Annotated in this window: 13 protein-coding genes; 1 reads left to right on the plus strand and 12 read right to left on the minus strand. The window is 59.1% G+C overall.

Annotated features, from left to right (window positions below; genetic code table 11):
* Positions 1 to 68 precede the first annotated feature (68 nt).
* The 12 genes from PH552_RS05515 to PH552_RS05570 form a co-directional block, all read right to left on the minus strand.
* A complete protein-coding gene (locus tag PH552_RS05515) occupies positions 69 to 3,239 on the minus strand; it encodes an efflux RND transporter permease subunit (protein ID WP_113251256.1) in 3,171 nt (1,056 codons plus the stop codon).
* On the minus strand, positions 3,236 to 4,678 hold the full coding sequence (locus tag PH552_RS05520) for an efflux RND transporter periplasmic adaptor subunit (protein WP_285165693.1): 1,443 nt from the start codon (positions 4,676 to 4,678) through the stop codon (positions 3,236 to 3,238). The genes PH552_RS05515 and PH552_RS05520 overlap by 4 nt, the downstream gene beginning before the upstream one ends.
* On the minus strand, positions 4,675 to 5,094 hold the full coding sequence (locus PH552_RS05525; RefSeq protein WP_285165694.1) for a FixH family protein: 420 nt from the start codon (positions 5,092 to 5,094) through the stop codon (positions 4,675 to 4,677). Before PH552_RS05525 ends, PH552_RS05520 begins: the two co-directional genes overlap by 4 nt.
* 114 nt (positions 5,095 to 5,208) lie before the next feature.
* Positions 5,209 to 5,592, minus strand: a complete 384-nt coding sequence (locus PH552_RS05530) for a hypothetical protein (protein WP_113251255.1) — start codon at positions 5,590 to 5,592, stop codon at positions 5,209 to 5,211.
* Positions 5,593 to 5,686: 94 nt separating this feature from the next.
* Positions 5,687 to 6,124: a YqaA family protein gene (locus PH552_RS05535; RefSeq protein WP_113251254.1), complete on the minus strand. Its 438-nt coding sequence runs from the start codon at positions 6,122 to 6,124 to the stop codon at positions 5,687 to 5,689.
* Positions 6,125 to 6,128: 4 nt separating this feature from the next.
* Positions 6,129 to 6,395, minus strand: coding sequence for a metal-sensing transcriptional repressor (locus PH552_RS05540; protein WP_113251253.1), 267 nt, complete (start codon positions 6,393 to 6,395; stop codon positions 6,129 to 6,131).
* 149 nt (positions 6,396 to 6,544) lie between these two features.
* Complete coding sequence (locus PH552_RS05545; protein ID WP_113251252.1) at positions 6,545 to 8,884, minus strand: methyl-accepting chemotaxis protein; 2,340 nt, start codon at positions 8,882 to 8,884, stop codon at positions 6,545 to 6,547.
* 859 nt (positions 8,885 to 9,743) lie between these two features.
* Complete coding sequence (locus PH552_RS05550) at positions 9,744 to 11,288, minus strand: PAS domain S-box protein (RefSeq protein ID WP_483315470.1); 1,545 nt, start codon at positions 11,286 to 11,288, stop codon at positions 9,744 to 9,746.
* A 367-nt stretch (positions 11,289 to 11,655) separates the two neighbouring features.
* Positions 11,656 to 12,777 (minus strand): ABC transporter permease, encoded by a 1,122-nt coding sequence (locus PH552_RS05555; RefSeq protein ID WP_113251250.1) that lies wholly within the window; start codon positions 12,775 to 12,777, stop codon positions 11,656 to 11,658.
* 1 nt (position 12,778) lies between these two features.
* On the minus strand, positions 12,779 to 15,496 hold the full coding sequence (rbbA, locus tag PH552_RS05560; protein ID WP_113251249.1) for a ribosome-associated ATPase/putative transporter RbbA: 2,718 nt from the start codon (positions 15,494 to 15,496) through the stop codon (positions 12,779 to 12,781).
* Positions 15,493 to 16,518, minus strand: coding sequence for an HlyD family secretion protein (locus PH552_RS05565; protein ID WP_113251248.1), 1,026 nt, complete (start codon positions 16,516 to 16,518; stop codon positions 15,493 to 15,495). Before PH552_RS05565 ends, rbbA begins: the two co-directional genes overlap by 4 nt.
* Before the next feature lie 574 nt (positions 16,519 to 17,092).
* Complete coding sequence (locus PH552_RS05570; protein WP_113251247.1) at positions 17,093 to 17,569, minus strand: hypothetical protein; 477 nt, start codon at positions 17,567 to 17,569, stop codon at positions 17,093 to 17,095.
* A 376-nt stretch (positions 17,570 to 17,945) separates the two neighbouring features.
* Here PH552_RS05570 and PH552_RS05575 point away from each other — a divergent pair, with 376 nt between their 5' ends.
* Entirely contained in the window at positions 17,946 to 19,658 is a 1,713-nt protein-coding gene (locus PH552_RS05575; protein ID WP_113251246.1) for a GMC oxidoreductase, read from the plus strand.
* Positions 19,659 to 19,715: the final 57 nt, after the last annotated feature.

The raw sequence follows: 19,715 nt of genomic DNA on the forward strand, positions 1-19,715 counted from the left end.
AGCAGGCCAGCGGGCCCATTCCCCGCATGCCGCCATCCATCCTATCGTTCACCCATCGCATCCTCCTGTCATTCGGCGGCCTCGAGACGGCGCTCCTCATCCTCGGCAGACCGGCTTTGCAAAGATACCGTCGGTAGCCGCCACCCTTTCACTAGGCCGTAGACGGCCGGAATGACGATTAGCGTCAGCAATGTCGATGATACCATGCCGCCGATCATCGGCACTGCGATGCGCTGCATGATCTCCGATCCCGTTCCCGTCCTCCAGAGGATCGGCACGAGACCCGCCATGATGGCAACGACCGTCATCATCTTCGGCCGGACACGCTCGACCGCGCCGACCATGATGGCCCGATTGAGATCCAGCTTCGAGAAGAAACGGCCTTCCTGTTCGCAGGCCTCGCGCTGCTCCTTCATGGCATGGTCGAGGTAGATCAGCATGATCACCCCGGTTTCCGCCGCGACACCGGCAAGGGCGATGAAGCCGACCGCGACTGCCACCGAGGCGTTGAAGCCCATCCACCACATCAGCCAGATGCCGCCGACGAGCGCGAACGGCAGCGACAGCATGACGATCATCGTCTCGGTCAATGCCTTGAAGTTAAGGTAGAGCAGCAGGAAGATCAGCGCCAGCGTCAGGGGGACGACGACGGCGAGCCGCGCCGTGGCTCGTTCGAGATACTCGAACTGCCCGCTCCAGGCGACGGAATAGCCCGGTGGCAGCTTCACGCTCCTGGCGACCGCCTGCTGTGCCTCCGCCACATAGCCGCCGAGATCGCGGCCTGCAATGTCGACATAGACGTAGACGGCAAGCTGGCCATTTTCCGTGCGGATCGTCGTCGCCCCGCGGCTGAGCTTGACATCGGCGACCTCCCCGAGCGGAACCATTCCGCCACCCGGCAGCGATATCTGCACGTCCCTTGCGATCGCCTGCGGGTCGCTGCGCGATGCGCGAGGATAGCGTACCGCCACACCGTATCGCTCGCGTCCTTCGACGGTCGAGGTGACGACCTCCGAGCCGAGGGCCATGCCGATCACATTCTGCACGTCGTTGACCGTCAGCCCGTAGCGCCCGAGCGCTGTGCGGTCGGGAACAATGTCGAGATAGTAGCCGCCGAGCATCCGCTCGGCATAGGCGCTCGATGTTCCTGGGATTTCCTTCAAGACGCCTTCGATCTGCCTGGCGATCTTTTCCATCTCGCCGAGATCAGTACCGTAGACCTTCACGCCGACCGGCGTCCTGATCCCGGTCGACAGCATGTCGATGCGTCCGCGGATCGGCATAGTCCAGGCGTTGGAGACACCTGGAAACTGCAGCGCCGAGTCCATCTCCTGCTTGAGACTGTCGATGGTCACGCCCGGTCGCCATTTCAACTTCGGCTTCAACTGTATGATCGTCTCGAACATCTCCGATGGCGCCGGATCCGTCGCCGTCAGCGCCCGGCCGGCCTTGCCGAACACCGTCTGGACTTCGGGGAAGGACTTGATGATGCGATCCTGCGTCTGCATCAGCTCGGCTGCCTTGGTGACGGAGATACCGGGAAGGGTGGTCGGCATGTACATCAACGTGCCCTCGTCGAGATTGGGCATGAATTCGCTGCCGATGTGCTGGGCGGGCCAGACCGTCGCCGCCAGGATGGCGACGGCAGCCAGGATCGTCAGCGACTTTGCTTTCAGGACACCGGAGATGATCGGGCGGTAGAGCCAGATCAGGATACGGTTCACCGGATTTTTCTGTTCGGGTACGATATGTCCCCGCACGAAGAGCACCATCAGTGCCGGCACCAGCGTCACTGACAGCAGTGCTGCCGCCGCCATCGAGAAGGTCTTGGTAAAGGCGAGCGGGCCGAACAGCCGGCCTTCTTGTGATTCCAGCGTGAAGATCGGCAGGAACGACACGGTGATGATCAGCAGACTAAAGAACAGCGCCGGACCGACTTCGCTCGCCGCCTCGACGAGAATCTCCACCCGCGGCTTGTCGGGTGGCGCCCGTTCGAGATGCTTGTGGGCGTTCTCGATCATGACGATCGCCGCGTCGATCATCGCGCCGATAGCGATGGCGATGCCGCCGAGGCTCATGATGTTGGCGCCGAGGCCGAGCAGCCGCATGGCGATGAAGGCGATGAGAATGCCGACGGGCAGCATGACGATGGCGACCAGCGCACTGCGGACATGCAGGAGAAAGGCGATGGTCACCAGCGCGACGACGATCGATTCTTCGACCAGCGTGCCCTTCAGCGTCTCGATTGCCGCCTCGATCAGGGTCGAGCGGTCATAGACGGGAACGATCTCGGTGCCAGGCGGCAGGCTGGCCTTGATCGTTTCCATGCTCTTCTTGGCGTTGTCGATCACCGTGAGCGCGTTCGCTCCGAAGCGCTGCAGCACGATGCCACCAGCCACTTCGCCTTCGCCATTGAGCTCGGTGATGCCGCGCCGCTCGTCCGGAACCAGTTCCACCCTCGCCACGTCGCCGAGACGCAATGGCACGCCGTTCTGGCTCTTCAGCACGATGTTCTCGATATCGGGGATACCCTTGAGATAACCACGGCCGCGCACCGCGAACTCGAACTCGGACAGCTCGATCGTTCGGCCGCCGATGTCGGTATTGCTGGCGCGCACGGCATTGGCGACATCGTTCAGCGATACCCCTTGCGCCTTGAGCCGAGCGGGATCGACAATAATGGAATACTGCTTGACGAAGCCACCGACGCTTGCGACCTCGGCGACGCCCTCCGACTTGGAGACACCGAAGCGCACGATCCAGTCCTGCAGCGAACGCAGTTCGGCGAGCGACAGCTCCTTGGCGACAAGCGCGTATTCGTAGACCCAGCCGACGCCGGTCGCATCTGGTCCAAGCGTCGGCGTGATTCCCTGGGGCAGGCGGCTCGACGCGACATTCAGATATTCCAGCACGCGGCTGCGCGCCCAGTAGGGATCGGTGCCATCGTCGAAGATCACGTAGACGAAGGAGACGCCGAAGAAGGAGAAGCCGCGCACGACCTTCGACTTCGGTACTGTCAGCATCGATGTCGTCAGAGGATAGGTGACCTGGTCCTCGACCACCTGAGGAGCTTGTCCAGGATATTCGGTATAGACAATGACCTGCGCATCGGAGAGATCGGGAATGGCGTCGAGCGGCAAGGAGCGCAGCGCGTAGATGCCGCCGGCCACGGCAAGTGCCGCGGCGACGAAGATCAGGACAAGATTATGGGCGGACCAGGAGATGATGCGCGAGATCATGGCTTGGCCTCTTTGGGGGTCATGGCGCTCAGCGCCGCGTTGAGATTGCTTTCGGCGTCGAGCAGGAAGTTCGCCGAGACGACCACCTTGTCGCCGGCGGCGACGCCCTGTCGGATTTCGGTGTTGTCATCGCCACGAACGCCGAGCTTGACGTCCTTTGGCTCGAATTTTCCATCGCCCTTGTCGATGAAGACGACCTGACGGTCGCCGGTGTCGATGACGGCGCTGTTGGGGACGGCGACGACAGGGGCCGGCGCGCCAGCCTCGATGTCAACGTCGGCATACATGTTGGAAAGCAGCTCGCCGTCAGGATTGGGGAGCTCGATGCGCACTTTCGTCGTCCGAGTCTGCATGTCGACTTCGGGATAGATCAGATCGACAACGCCCTTGAAGGTCTTGCCGGGAAGGCTCCTGATGCTAACATTGACTTCGGCACCGTTCCGGACCGAAGCCAGGTCGTATTCCGGCACCTCGGCCATCACCCAGACGTTGGAGATATCGGCGATGCGAAACAGGATGTCGCCGGGCTTCGCCATCATCCCCGTCGTTGCCATACGTTCCAGGACGATGCCGTCGCGCTGGGCGACGTAGCTGATGCTCGGTGGCACCTGGCGGGTGTTTGCTATCCCGTCGATGACCTCCTGCGGGACACCAAGGTTCTTCAGCCGCAGCGCCGAGCCGGCGTCGCCATTGCCATGCCCATCGCTCTTGCCGGCGGCATATTCCGACGCTGCGGTCGCAATCTCCCTGGAATAGAAGCGGAAGAGCTTCTCGCCCTTGCGGATGTGGCTGCCCGTCGTGACGTCGGCGACGTCGTCGACAAAGGAATCCGTCCGCATCGAGATGATGCTGACGAGGCGCTCGTCCAGGGCGACGGTCCCCGGAACCTGGATTTTACGGCCGATGCTGGCCAACTCGGCGGTGGCGGTCTTCACGCCCGTGCGCTGTAGCTTGCCGAGCGAGACCTTCACCGTCGAGGTGTCGGACTGCTCGCCTTCGTAGATGGGGATGTAATCCATGCCCATGGAATCCTTCTTCGGTACCTTTGAGGTATCCGGAAGGCCCATCGGGTTTCGGTAGTAGAGGATCTTTCCCTTCGCAGGAGCGGCTGCGGGTTCCGCCTTCGCGGCTTCAGCAACGGCAGGCGCCTTCGCCGTGTCGTCGAAGCTGATGTCCTCGCTGGCGTGCACGGCGACGAACGGCCGCCCGCCGTCGGCGTTCCTCGGCGTCGACGAGAACTGCGGCAGCCCGTCAGGATGACGGTAGTAGACGATCGCGCCCGTGGGCACGGTCATCGGGGCAGCCGGCGTGGCCATCGCCGTCTCGGCCAGACCGAGGCCGATCATGGAGGCCAGGTTGTTCGTGCCAGCCCAATAGCCTCCCCCGCCCAGCAATACGGCGAGGGAGAGCGTGGCTGCCACGCGAAATGGCGTGCTCAAGGGGCGGCCTTCAGCACGAGTTCGCCCTGAACGGTGTCCGGCTCGCCCTGGATCTTGGCAGCGAGCTTGAAGCGCCAGCTACCCGCCATAGTGAAGTCGGTGTTGAAGGCATAGACGCCGGGTTCCGTCGAGGTTGCCGCCCGGACGGGCGTCGTCATCATTTCCATGCCCTCGGGGGCCATGTCCATGCGTGTGGTGAAGACGACCGCGTCCGGGACGGGCTTGCCCGTCCGCTTGTCGATCAGACGGACGGAGACCGGTGATCCCTGACCTTGCTTTACGTCGGTCGAAACAGGCTGGAACTCGTAGTCCTGAGAGGCAGCAAGGGTCACGGTGGCGGAGCCGGCGACCAGCACGCCGGCGAGGAGCATCGCTCCTGCGGAAAGAGAGGTGTTGTTCATGATTTCCGATCTCATCGGGACGCACTCTTTGATCGCGTCCTCGGGTCAAAATTGATGGCTGTCGGATCTCAGCGGACGCGTTAATGCGCCCGGCGTGAACCGCAGGCATGTTTCAAGAATGGCTTGAGATCAGGCTTTTGGAGGTCGGGCCGGCGGCTCGAGGAACGCAGACGCCAATAGAGGAGCAGGCATCAAGTCGTAGCGATGGGACAACCAGGAAATGGCGAAGGACCAGCCGTGGTGGTCGGACACGTGTGCAGAGATGGATGTCGTGCAGACCACTGCCAGCAGGCAACCCTTGGCGCACTCCGGCTTGACCGGCTGCTTCTGAGGACAGCAGGGCATGTCCTCGGCCATCTTCATGCCGAACACCTCGCTCCTCACTGCGTCCGTTGTCATGTGACCCGAAGACGCCATCGCGCTGCTCGCCAGCCCGATGGTCATCGGGCCGATAACGACCGCGAGCATGGCGACGAGCAGGAACAGACGATGGAGGGTCCGCAGGAGAGTCATAATGCGATAATTGCACGACGCTTCCGGTATTGGAAGCCGGGCTCACGGAGATGTGTTGTATGTTGCTGAGTGCGAAGGGCCACTTCCCGGGCGATCATGCCAGCACCGCTGTCGCCGTCGCGAGCGCAATATAGCGACCCGCCTTGGCGACGGTGACCAATAGCAGAAACGTCGGCAACGGCTCCCTCAAGATTCCAGCGACAACGGTGATTGGATCGCCGACGACCGGCAGCCAGCTTGCCAGCAGCGACCATCGCCCATAGCGGCGGTACCATGCCTGCGCCCGATCGAGCGCTTTGGAACCGGCCGGAAACCACCGTCGCTCACGAAACCGTTCGATCCCGCGCCCGAGACACCAATTGACCGTGGATCCCAGCACATTACCGAGGGTCGCGACGACGATCAGCCAGAAGACGGGATAGTCTTCCGTCAGCACAAGGCCCACCAGGATGGCTTCGGTCTGCATCGGCAGGATGGTCGCGGCAGCAAACGCTGCCATGAACAGGCCGATATAACTGCCAAGCTCCTCCATTCGCTCAGAGGTATTTTGTGATCGTGTTGAACTCCTCGATCGATTGCCGCCGGTCCCTCGGAAGCGAGCCGACGGTCTCCACGAGGCAGTGGTCCAGATGCTCCTGGATCAGCGTCCGCTTGGCGTTAATGATCGCCTTTTCGACCGCGGAAAGGTGCTGGGCGATGTCGAGGCATGGCTTTCCGCCCTCGGTCATCGCGATGACGCTCTTCGAATGCCCTTCGGGCCCCTTGGCAATCTCTGAATGCGTGGCATGCGTATGTCCCATCATAGTTCTTATTTCCCCAAGGACAGGATTAGTGTCAACACAGACGGCCAACACCTGCCTTGCCCGTCCTTATGGGTTCAAAGGTGATGACCGTCCGAAAGTGCTGAGGTCGTCGGGCTAACGAGAGCCGTCCGGCGCTTGAGGAAGCCTAATCAGAACTCCGACCACTCCTGCTGAAGACGTTTAAGCGCAGCATTGCCCTGCGTGACGGGAGCGGGGCGTGCAACTGGCCGGCCAGTTGCCGGGGCTGAGGCAAGCCGGGCCACGGGCCTTGCCTGTGGCTCCATGCGCTCGGCTTCGCCTGTGCGAAATGCGCTCAGAAGCTCGCCAAGACGCTTGCTTTCTTCGGCCAAACCAGCGCCGGCAGCGTTCATCTCTTCAACCATGGCGGCATTCTGCTGTGTCGCCTGATCCATGTGATTGACAGCGCTGTTGATCTCCGAAAGCCCCATGGACTGCTCCTGAGCGGCGGTGGCAATCGCATCCATGTGCTGATTGATCTGCAGGACCAGGTCGGCAATAGCTGCGAGGCCCTCGCCGGTGTCGTTGACGAGTTTCACGCCTTCGCCGACGGCGACTTCAGAATTGCCGATCAGAACCTTGATCTCTTTGGCGGCATTGGCCGAACGCTGGGCCAGTTCGCGCACTTCCTGGGCGACGACGGCAAAGCCCTTGCCGGCCTCACCCGCACGTGCTGCCTCGACGCCGGCGTTGAGCGCAAGCAGGTTTGTCTGGAAGGCGATCTCGTCGATCACGCTGATGATCTGGCTGATCTGCTTGGACGAATGCTCTATCCTTCCCATGGCATTGACGGCATTGTTGACGACCTGGCTGGAGTTTTCGGCTCGCGATCGGGCACCGCGTACCAAGTCACGGGCATCGCCAGCCCGCTTGGAGGTCGACTGAACATTCGCCGTAACCTCTTCGAGCGCTGCTGCCGTCTCTTCCAGCGAGGCGGCCTGCTGCTCCGTGCGCTTGGAAAGATTATCGGAAGCCTGCGAAATCTCGTAGCTGCCGCTGTTTACAAGTGACGCGGCGTGGCCGACCTGAGACATCGCAGCGCGCAACTGGCTGACCGACGAATTGAAGTCGTGACGCAGAGCTTCGAACTGCGCAGCCAGCGGCGTTTCGATCTCGCACCGCAGGTCGCCGGATGCCAAATGACGAAGTCCTGTCGCAAGCGAACCCGTTGCTTGCAGCAGCCTCTCTTCGGCTTCCTCCTCGGCGCGGCGCTGGACTTCGAGGCGTTCGTTCTCCGATCTAATGCGAGCGTCGGCGGCTTCGGCTTCAAGCGCCTTGTTGCGCAGAGCTGCCTGCTGGAAAATCTGGACAGAACGCGCCATGGCGCCGATCTCATCACGCCGTTCGACGCCACCGATCAAGACCGAGAGGTTGCCTTCGGCGAGTGCGGTCATGGAATGAGTTAGCGCCCCGACGGGCCTGGTGACGCGAAAGATGATGACGCAGATGCCCGTAATGCTCAGAACCACGGAAACAAGGAAAGTAAGCCCGTAGGCGATCAAGCTGACGAACGCATCGTTCTGACTGGCGGATGCGTTCGCGACCATGCCGTCTGCGGCTGCCGCGGCGGTGTTCGTGATGGTCAGAAGGGCGGCGTTGCCAAGCGGGCGCCAGTCGTCAAGGGGCATGGCCTTCTTCTCACCAGCTGCGAACTTCGCAAGCAATGCACTGTGTTTTGCTGCAAAATCACCGTTGAAGAAGCTCGCGCTGCTGACTTTATAGGCGTCTCTGACGACCTGTGGCGTCGATGGATGATCGACCAGAGTGCCGATCTGTTCCCAGGTGAAATTCGCAGTGTAATCGAATTGTTGGATCTTGCTGACGTCCTCGGGCTTCATCGCCTCTCCGGAGGCGAGCGTGTTGACGAACAACAGGTTTGCAGCCCCAGCCGTTGCGCGCGTGTACCATGTCAGTGCACGGATCTGAATGAGTGCCGTCATTGAGGGATCACTTGTGCGGATCCGGCTTTCAATGGCGGTCGAACCTGTCTCCAACGCGGTCAAGAACTGCTGACCAATGTCCAGGGTCGCAGCCTGCAGTGTCGGGTCGCGATCAGCGAGTTTCTTTACGACTTCGCTGTCGAGCTTTGAGCGGAATGCGACCACCCGATCATAAGCGTTCATGACATCGGTGATCGGGGCTTTGACCGTCTGGTCGTCGATATCTGCAAGGACCGATTTTGCGTCACTCATATATTTGTCGACGATGCCCCTGTCCTTTTTCAACAAGGCGAGCGTTGCATCTTGCGAGCCAAGCTCAAGTTTGGCGAGCGACGAGCCGTCACCTCGCTCGTTGCGAAAGTTGGCGAGTGTCTGGAAGAGCGCGCGGTCGAGCACGGTGAACTTCGAGACGTCAGCATACTTGCCTGCATCGCGATAGGCATCAAGCGTCGACGATCCCGTCAGCACACATAGAGCGATGCTAAGAAAAAGGAAAATTCCGACAAGTATATTGCGCAGAGAAAAAATCATAATTGCTCACCTACGTTCGGGGTGCTGTGACGCTGACCCGCTTCGCCAAACCCGTATTTCTGGAGCTCTTGTGGTGAAACTTCTAAAAGAAAAGCAATCCGTGAGCCGTCGAGGCGCCGCCCGACCACAGGCGCATCATGCCCTGCCCAATCAGAAGAGAAGTTACCTCAGCTTTATTGAAACAGGATTAATAATTTCCCCTAAAAACACAGGGGGTGTTTAGACAGATCCTTTGTAAGATGAGCAGGAGCGCGAAAATAATCTTCCGCCTGCCGCACTCAACGAGATCTGCCTTCGTATCAATATCCTCTCGGCTGGGCTGAACCGGAAGAGACAGATGGGAATGCCATTCTCCGAGACAGCCGATGCGGCGGAAGGCGCAGCCGGCCTTCTCAGAACAAGCAGCCTGTGCTCGCTAGTGAAGGGCTTGGTCGCGTCGGCCCTGCGCCCCAATGATCGTCAATGCTGGTGAGCTTCGGCATCTCACCGGAGCTCCGGCTCTCGAACCTGTGTGGACCGATGCCGACCAGTGACCGACCGGCAACTTAGTCAAGCGACAGAGGACTTTATCTAGGAGGTTACCCCGTCAGTCTGCGAGGCAGTGCCGCGTGCTCGGTCGACGAAGGCAGCTCAATGACAAATTCGCCGGCCCGCCATTGCCACCTTCGGTTTAGCCCTGCCTTTTCAAGTAATTTCTTGGTGTACTGCAGTATCGCCGCAGGGCCATCTCAGTCTCAAAATCGGGAATAACTGCGAATGCGGAAAGCGCCTTCGATTTCTATCAAACGGAAGCGTCGGTGAAGTTTCAGCAACTCCTGCCTTTGTCACCGCCTGGAGCCAGCGTCAGGTAATGACGGCATCAAGCAAGTAGCTCCCGCAAGCGTACCGCCAGCTCGCGAGCTGTATAGGGCTTCTTCAACCAGGCTCCCGACTGAGCGAGACCTCGGCCGGCGATGGCTGGCTCCGCGTAGCCGGACGTAAAGAGAATCTTGATTTCCGGCCGGGTAATACGAACGGTCTCAGCAAGCTCGTCACCTGTCATGCCGCCAGGCATGGCGATATCCGTAAAAAGCAATGCAACGTCTGGGTTTTCCTCAAGCCGTTCAAGCGCCTCCTTGCCGTTGGATGCCTCAACTACGTTGTAGCCGGCATCGGCGAGCCTCAAAACGGCAACGCGCCGCACGCGCGCGTCATCCTCGACGACAAGAATCTTCTCCGATCCCCCCGGAATTGCGGATTGAGCCTGGTCTCGCTGGCTTTGATCGTGCGAATCGAGCGTATCCTTCTGCACGACAGGCAGGAAAATGCGCACACTCGTGCCCTGCCCCACTTCGCTGTAAAGCTGAACATGACCGCCGGATTGTTTGGCAAAGCCATAAACCATCGAGAGACCAAGCCCTGTGCCAGAGCCGACATCCTTGGTTGTGAAAAATGGCTCAAAGGCATGTTGCTTGGTGTCTGCCGACATTCCCATGCCAGTATCTGTCACCGCGATGAGGATGAAATTGCCGGCACGAACTTGCGGGTACATTTGCGCGTAATCGGCGTCGAGGTGCACACGGGAAATTTCAATCGAGAGACTGCCGCCGCGCGGCATGGCATCGCGCGCGTTAAGAACAAGATTCAATAGTGCGTTCTGCAATTGAGATGCATCAACAAGCGCCGTATTTGCCGAGCCGGAGATAACGGTGCGGAATTCAGTTGTCTCGCCCAGTGTCCGTCTTAGCAGGTCGGAAAAACCCGACACGAGTTGGCCGACATCCACGAGCTTCGGATGAAGTGGTTGACGCCGTCCGAAAGCGAGCAACTGACCTGTCAGTTTGGCACCCTCTTCGGCAGCTCCTTGTGCCTCCCGCAACAATGATAGAAGTTTTTTATCTCGAAGCTTGGTCTCGATCATCTCGAGATTGCCGCCGATGATGGTGAGCAGATTGTTGAAGTCGTGTGCTAGCCCGCCCGTGAGTTGGCCGATGGCTTCCATCTTTTGCGCTTGGCGCAACTCCTCCTCAATTTTGTGCCGGCTGGTCAAATCCCTGATAAACCCAGTGAAGATGCGTCGGCCGTTCGCTATCGCCTCACCAACGGCAAGCTCCATGGGAAACAATGAGCCGTCCTTGCGCTGTCCCTTCACTACCCGCCCGTAGCCGATGATGTGGCGCTCGCCAGTTGCCAGATAACGCGCAATATACCCGTCGTGCGCGTCACGATCGGTTTGTGGCATGAGGATTTTAACGTTCTTGCCGCATACTTCCTCCGCCGTGTAGCCAAAGAGCCTTTCGGCAGCGACACTGAAGGACGAGATCGTCCCGGCTTCATCAACGATCACCATCGCCTCCGGCACGGTGTCAAGGATCGAGCGCAGATGCGCCTCTCTCTCCATGAGGTCGCCCTGCGGTTTCGTCATTTGCTCACGTCCTTGCTAGCCTGAGGGATTAACGCCCTTGCGTTGTCTTTGGTGTCCAATCTGGGCAGATCACATCCAATTCTTATTTTAGACATGAAAGGATAGTGCGAACCAACAGAGCGGATGCCGAAGAGCTGAAACAATGCAACATCCGGGATGCGACCGCTTTGATCCCGGTCAATCGGTCAGCATTGTCGAGGCAACCACATCACCAAAGACAGATGCTTCCAATAAGATGCGCGGTTTGGACGGCCCAGCCCATATCGGCTCCATTTTCACGGCACCACGAGCATCGATGCTTGCGACAGACAGGTGAATGGTCCGCGCCGCGACCGGAAAAGGCCATCTTCAGATATCAAAGGCGGCCCTACCGCACCTGCGCGACGGTCGAGCGGAATCGGATGAGAGCGACAATAAAGAAGGCTGTACCGAGCAAGAGCAATGCGGCTGCTTCAGACCAAACGACCTCGAAGCCGGCCCCTCGGTAAAGGATAGCCTGAGAGAGAGCGACAAAATGGGTCGAAGGTGAAATCGTCATCGCATATTGCAGCCAGAGTGGCTGGCTGTCCATCGGTGTTGTGCTGCCGGACAGCAGGTTCATCACGATCAGGACCGGCATCGAGATCAGCCCGAACTGTGCCATCGAACCGGATGCCGTTGCGATGAGAATACCGAGCGACGTCACCGAGAATTGATAGAGCACAGCGCAGAAGATGAAGAGACCGATCGAGCCCGCGATCGGCACCGAAAGCAGCCGCTCGACGACGATGACGAGGGAAAACACCGCTGCGGCCACGATGACGAGCCCGTTCGCCCAGATCTTCGACATCATGATCTCGGCTGGCGTCAGCGGCATGACGAGGAGATGTTCGATCGTGCCATGCTCACGCTCACGGATCAGGGCAGCACCGGTCAGGATGACGGAGAGCATCGTGACGTTGTTGATGACCTGCATCACCGCGGTGAACCAGGTCGATTGCAGATTGGGATTGAAACGGGTGCTGATAACAAGATTAATCGGCTGGGCGGCCATGCTGTTCGGTAGCGCCGTCGCCACCTCCTGCAGGACGATGCTTTGGATATAGGAGGCGCCGTTGCCGGCCTGCGACATGGCCGTCGCATCGATATCGAGCTGGAGGGACGGCTTGCGCCCGGCAATCGCGTCCTCTTCGAATTTCGGCGGGATTTCTACGACGAACACGAAGCGGCCCGCATCCATCGCCGTATCGATCTCGTTTGCCCCGATCAGCACTGGCTCCTTGAAAAAGGGAGGCGCCAGTGCATCCCTCAGTCGGGCCGACAGCATCGAGCCATCCTCGTCAACCACAGCGACGGAGGCATTTTCGACTTCGAGCTTGGCACCGGTCGAAACCGTGTAGACGGCGATCGTGAAGGTGTAGATGACGAGAATGAGCATCACCGGATCGGCTCTCAGGCTATAGAGTTCCTTGATGCCAAGCCGGAAGATACGGCTAAGCTTTCCCCACATGTCATCCGCTCCGCTTTTTGAGCGCCGCAAGTGCTGCTCCGACAAAGACGATGCCAAAGGCGGCAAGCGCCAGCAGATTTGGCCAGAGCTCCGCCAGACCCAGCCCCTTGGTGATTACACCGACGCTCAGCGGCTGATACCAGGCGGCTGGGAAAAAGAGACCCATGGCTCGCCCGCCTCCCGAAAGCGAGGAAACCGGCACCAAGAGGCCGGAGAAGTTGACCGAGGGAATCATCGCGACGATCGCCGTGGCGAAGATGGCCGCTACCTGGCTGCGGACGAAGCTCGATACGACAAGGCCGAAGGCCGTCGTCGCAAAGACATAGAAAATCGTACCGACAACCAACAGGCTTACGGAGCCTTTGATGGGTACGCCGAAAATCGTGCGGGTCATGACGAGCAGCATCACAAAGCTGACAAAGGCGATCGCGATGTAAGGAAGCTGTTTACCAAGCAGAAACTCAATGCGCGTGACTGGTGTCGCCTGGAAATTGGCGATCGAACCGGTCTCCTTCTCCTTGACGATACCGAGCGCCGTCATGATCGCCGGGATGAGCACCAGCAGCAGCATGATGACGCTCGGCACGATGGCGTTGGCGCTCTTGAAATCCTGATTGTAGCGAAAGCGACTTTCGACGTTGATCGGATAGGGCGAAGCGTTACGTCCTGTCCGCCGGGCTGACGAGTCTGCGAGGTAGGACGCGACAAGACCCGATAAATAGCCCCGCGCCGTCTCCGCGCGAAACGGCATGGCGCCGTCGAGCCAGACCGAAACCTCCGGCTTTTCCTTTCGTATCAGGTCGCGGCCGAAATTAGGAGGAATTTCGACGCCAACTCTGAGTTCACCAGTCTGCAGGCGTGTCTGCAGATCGCCGGCCGATGCGATCACTGTCTTCTCCTCGAAATAGCGCGAGCCCTGCAGGCTCTCGACCAGTTGTCGACTTTCGGCCGACTGGTCCTGGTCGTAGACGGCAAAGGGCAAATGCTCGACATCGAAGGAAATGCCGTAGCCGAACGTCAGCAACAGGATCGCCGGCCCCAACAGGGCAAAGACGAGCCGCGCTCTGTCGCGCAATATTTCCAGTGTCTCGCGCCGCGTATACGCCCAGAGCCGACCCGGGTCGAAAAAGCGCTGTGGCGACGCATGTTGATCGGAAAACACCGCCGCTCCATCGGCCCCGGCAACATTTTCGCCCATACCCGCCTCAGCCAGGACGTCGATAAAGGTTTCTTCCAACGTTGCTTTGCCGCGCCTGGCACAAAGTTCGGCTGGGCTCCCGATCGCCAGCACCTTGCCCGCATACATCAACGAGATCCGGTCGCAGCGCTCGGCCTCGTTCATGAAATGCGTCGACAGGAAAATGGTGACCCCGTCGTCCCGCGACAGGGCAAGCAGCGACCGCCAGAAGGCATCGCGCGCCACAGGATCGACACCGGACGTAGGCTCATCGAGGATCAACATCTCCGGACGATGAATGACTGCGGCCGCAAGCTGCAGACGTTGACGAATGCCGAGCGGCAAATCCTCCGGCCGCTGGTTTGCGACCTCGCTCAGGTCATATTCGGCAAGCATCTCGGCGACCCGGGACTCGACCTCGTTGGCCGACAAAGCAAAGAGCCGCGCATGCAGCACCAGGTTCTGGCGCACGGTCAGCTCGCCATAAAGCGAGAAGGCCTGGGACATGTAACCGACGCGTTTGCGCGTATCGATGTCTCCGGCCTTTAGCGGTTGGCCGAACAGTCGGGCAGCACCTTCGCTGGCCGGCAGCAATCCCGTCAGCATTTTCATCGTCGTGCTCTTGCCGCTGCCGTTCGAACCGAGGAAGCCAAAGATCTCGCCCTTCGGGATTCGGAAGCTCACGTGATCGACCGCGATGAAATCGCCGAAACGTCGGGTAAGCCCTTCGGCCTCGATCGCCGGCACTCCATCGGCGATCACGCGCGGCGTAACGATCAGGGGACTTTGCTCCGCGACCGTGTTGGGCATTAGGGCAGTAAAGGCTGCCTCCAATGATGGTCGTCCCACCCTCTGCATGATTGCGGCCGGGCTGCCGGTGGCAATCAGCCGCCCTCCATGCAATGCAGCCAGCCAGTCAAACCGTTCTGCCTCCTCCATATAGGCGGTTGCGACGATGACGCTCATTTGCGGACGCTGTGCCCGGATATTGTTGATCAGTTCCCAGAACTGCCGACGGGAAAGCGGATCGATACCGGTCGTCGGTTCATCGAGAACTAGGAGATCTGGATTGTGCAGCAGCGATGTGCAGATGCCGAGCTTCTGCTTCATGCCGCCCGAAAGCTGGCCGACCGGCCGGTCGCGAAAGGGAAGAAGTCCGGTTACACGCAGCAGCTCATCCATGCGCGCTCGCCGCTGGCGGTTGTCCTGCCCGAAGAGACGGCCAAAGAAATCGAGATTTTCCGCAACACTCAGCGTCGGGTAAAGATTGCGTCCCAACCCTTGGGGCATGAAAGCGATCCGGGCGCAAACGGCGCGGCGGTAACGCATCTCGGCCATATCACCACCCAACACCTCGATTTGTCCGCGCTGGATTCGGATGGTGCCAGCCGCAAGGCCAAGCAGTGTCGATTTTCCGACGCCGTCCGGACCGATCAACCCCGCCATGCAGCCGGAGGGAACTACAAGATCGACGGCATCGAGCGCTGTCTGCGCGCCGTAGCGGTGGGTTACGGCAGTGAAACGAATGGCCGCCTCACTCATTGCGGCAGTTTCACTTGTAGCTCCCCCGGCCAATGAGCCGAGGGATCGATCCGAACATAGCCGACACCCCTCACCCCGGTTTTGACACGGGCTTCGTAATCCTTCAGCAGATCCGGCGCTATCCTCAACTTGACGCGGAAAACGAGTTTCTCACGCTCCTCCTGTGTTTCGACGGTTTTCGGCGTAAACTGCGCTTCCGACGCGACGAAGGAGACGCTCGCCGGCACGACATATTGCGGCGCGGGGTCGAGAATGATGCGCGCCTCATCACCGATCGCCAGACGACCGGCCGCCCGCGCCGGCAGGAAAATCGTCATGGAGACGTCCGAAAGGTCGAGCATGGTCGCAACCGGGGCACCCGCGGCAACCACCTCGCCGGTCTGCGCAAGCTTGTACTCGACACGCCCGCGCCGCGGCGCTCTGAGCACGGCGTCCTGCAGCAGGGACTGGATGCGCGCAACCTCGGCACGCGCCGCCTCCGTTGCCGCCTGCGTCGCATCCCGATTGGCTTGAGCAGCCCGCACCGAAGCCTCTGCGACACTCAACTGGCTACGCCTGAGATCCAGCTGCTGAATCGTTCCACTGCCGGAATTGCTCATGGCCTGCGCCCGCTCAAGCTCCTGACGCGCCAGCACGAGCTCGCTTTCGCGCTGAGCAATCGCCGCGGTCGCCTCTATTTCGCTTGTTTCTGATTTTCGCACCTGGGCCTTTGCTCCGGCAAGCTCTGCCTCGAGATCGGCAGTATCGATCCTGGCGATCGGAGCGCCGGCGTCGACGATCTGGCCTTCATCGACAAGCACCTCCGCAAGCCTACCGGCAAACTTAGCCGAGATGAGTATTTGCTGAGCTTCGATGCGGCCATTCGACATAGTGATATTTTGGGGAAGCTGTTGGCCAGCGACCTTGCTCCAGAGAGCTTTGATCCCAGCCAGCGCGCCTGAGCCGGCATCATCGGCCCAAGCATCGCTACACAGGCTCAGCCCGATCACACTGGCAATGATAAGAGCAATCTGTTGGCGCATCCTGGTATCCCCAAGCCTAACAATGCTCTGTCGGCTTCGAATTGCCTTTTACGCAGGGCGGATGCAGCGATCCTTGACCTAGATCACATTCGGACACACGGCGATCGCCGCGATCCCATTTGCGGTCCTGTTATCGCCGCGGCAGCGTCACCAGGCCGGATATGATTCCCGTCGCCAACATGTGGCAGTTTTCCAGCCGCAGGACGCAGATTCATGGACGACATCACGCGAGAAATTAAACAAACAATCCAAAGGCTTTCACTGATTTCGCAATGCTATGGATACCAGGCTGGTTTCGAACTCTCAAATCCGGCAAATCGCGCTTCCTGATACCCCCGCGGCTTTGCGAAATGCCGAGTTGCTTGTTCTTTTTCCACAAAAGCGGCTTAAGCGAGTTAAGTTCATCAAACCCCTAAGGTTACCGAAGCTCTACATGAGGCTGAAATCACAAAATCCCGCTCTTGCGACCTCCTGGGTGGCTCAACCGAAGTCGTAGATGTTATTGAGGGGAGTGCGTGTGACTATCGAAATGCTAATACCATGGCGCTTCGGCATGGTATTGGCACCGTTGCATTCACGGATCCGGCAATTGCCGAAAGAGTTGAGATTCGATGCAATAACCTGATATCTCGTCCACCCACATGCCGAAGCATATTGCCACTTCCTTCTTGCTGTCGGAGAAGACGTCATCCAGCTTCTTACCTTTCCAAGATGGATTGCGATCCTGCAACAGTCTCCACGTATGAGCTCGTTCGCCTTTGAAGGCTTCTGTCACGGGAAATTGCTGTGAAGGTCCTGAGATGACGACGAGATACCACTGGTCACCTTTGATCTCGTTTGCCACCAGTCGCCAGCGATCGGGATCCCTCGCCGCGTGCATGTCAACGCTGGTGACCAGCATCAGTCCGAATATCTTGTTCCCCTCCCGGACGAAAAACGCTGGAAAAATGTTAGGTGGGGCATCATTGCGGACGATAATGTTTCCAAACGCGATCTCATCCAGCAGCTTGAGGCAATCTTCCTTTTCGATCGATACAAATGTCGAGGACATGGCTTTTCTCCTCAAAGAACCCAAGTCTCTACCATCTTAAGCCGTGGAAGTTTGATTTGGCGCAAAGGATTTCCAACTTACATCCCCATCAAGCAAAACACCGTATTGCGTGCCGCCCGTGCACTGTTCATTACAGCATCAGCAAGCTGAAATCCTAATGCGCAACTCTGAAGTTCGCCTCCTCCAAGATGGAACCGGTGCTGAATTCTCGGCGAATAGGGTGATGTGTTGCGACCTTTGACGTCCAACCGAATTATCACCTACCAATTTTGTACGGATATTGTTGATTTCTAATTCTGGTTAAATCGCCGGATGACATGAGGTGATGAAGATCGCTCCATCTTGAACGATGACCTCTTTGAAGTGATGGCTCCGCATGAAGATCGACCGTCTGTCCAAATTTGATGACAATGCAACAATGACTGCGGACCTGGTCATCGTGGGAGGCGGACCGGCGGGACTGACGATTGCAACACAATGCGCGAAAGCGGGCAGAAAGGTATTCGTCGTCGAAAGCGGCCTCGAGTTTGAAGACGCCGAGCATTCGGCACTCAATGAAGTCGAAAATGTCTGCGAGCTTCAATCGGAAGCGCAGATCCGCCGACGGGTGGAATTTCACGGCCCACAAGCAGAGTTTTGGTCGAGTGAGATCCAACCATTCGGCGTTCGCTGCCGAGCGCTTGGGGGATCGACGCACGCATGGGCCGGCAAATCAGCACCTTTCGATGTCATGGATTTTAGGCCTCGCTCATGGGTCCCCTGTTCGGGCTGGCCAATGGATCGCAGCCAAATAGAGCCCTATCTTCTGCGGGCAATGGAGCTGCTCAATCTCAGCCCCAAGGAGCCGCCAAGGCGCTTTGACGCGGCGGATCTTCATTCCTTTTATTGGCAGTTTGCCCGCTCCCGCGTCGAGCGGCTCGACATTATGCGTTTCGGACGGGAGTTCATGGCGAAGCGGTCGGATCAGATACATGTTCTTCTGGATGCGACCGTGACGCGTATCGGCTTGACCACTGACGGATCGCGTTTTTCACACCTTGACGTCGCGAACATGGCGGGCAAGCGTGCACGCATTAAAGCCAGATTGTGTGTCTTGGCCGCAGGCGGAATTGAAAACGCCAGATTGCTGCTGGCATCCAATGATGTGCACCCGAAAGGAATTGGCAATCACTACGATCTGGTCGGGCGATATCTGATGGATCATCCTAGCGCTCGTATAGGCCGCATAGAGGCCAACCAAATGTCCCCTCTGGCCAAGCTCTTTGGGTTCTTCGGGGTTCACCACAAAGGACGTGCACATATGTTCATGCACGGCTTGGCACTAACGCCGCAGATACAGGAACGCGAGCAATTACTGAACGCCGCGATCTATTTCGCCACGGAACGCGCTCCGGATGACCCCTGGGACGCGTTAAAGCGGTTGCTGCGTCACGACGCAAATTTTCGTCGTGACCTATGCTCAGTTGTCAAAGGTTCCGGTCTCATAGTCAAGGGCGTCGGAATGAAGATCCTCTCAGATCATCGAACCCCGAAAATGCTCAAGGATTTCGTAGTCAACACTGCGATAAGACTGTCTCCGAATTTAGTCGCAGATGAATTTCAATGTCGGGGGCTTCCTCACAAGCTGACAGGCCTTCGGATCGAGGCGATCTGCGAACAGATGCCGAATGCCGACAGCCGTATCAGCCTCAGCACCAGGAGGGATCCGTTCGGAACGCCGCTTGCCAAAGTCGATTGGCGCATCAATGATGTCGAGCGCCAGACGCTTCTCAGGATAGCGCAGATATCGGCTGCATCCCTTTCAAGCGCCGGGCTGCCCGTGCCCAAGCTCGAAGACTGGGCAGTCGAGCGGCGACCTGAAGACATCGTAATCATCGACATGGCCCACACGCTCGGTACGACGCGCATGTCGGTTGACGCAAAGACAGGCGTCGTCGACCAGAATTGCAGGATCCATGACGTGCACAATCTTTATGTCGCCGGCGGATCGGTGTTTCCCACCAGCGGCCATGCAAACCCTACATTGATGATCCTTGCTCTCGCGACCCGGCTGGCCGATCACCTGAACCAGCAGCTGGCAGCCGGCTAATTCTCAGGAAAGCAAATCGCAGGCTTTTCGAGATATCAGGATCACGCTGGCGGCATC

Source organism: Rhizobium aureum (assembly GCF_030182495.1).
Classification (GTDB): Bacteria; Pseudomonadota; Alphaproteobacteria; order Rhizobiales; family Rhizobiaceae; genus Rhizobium; species Rhizobium tropici_C.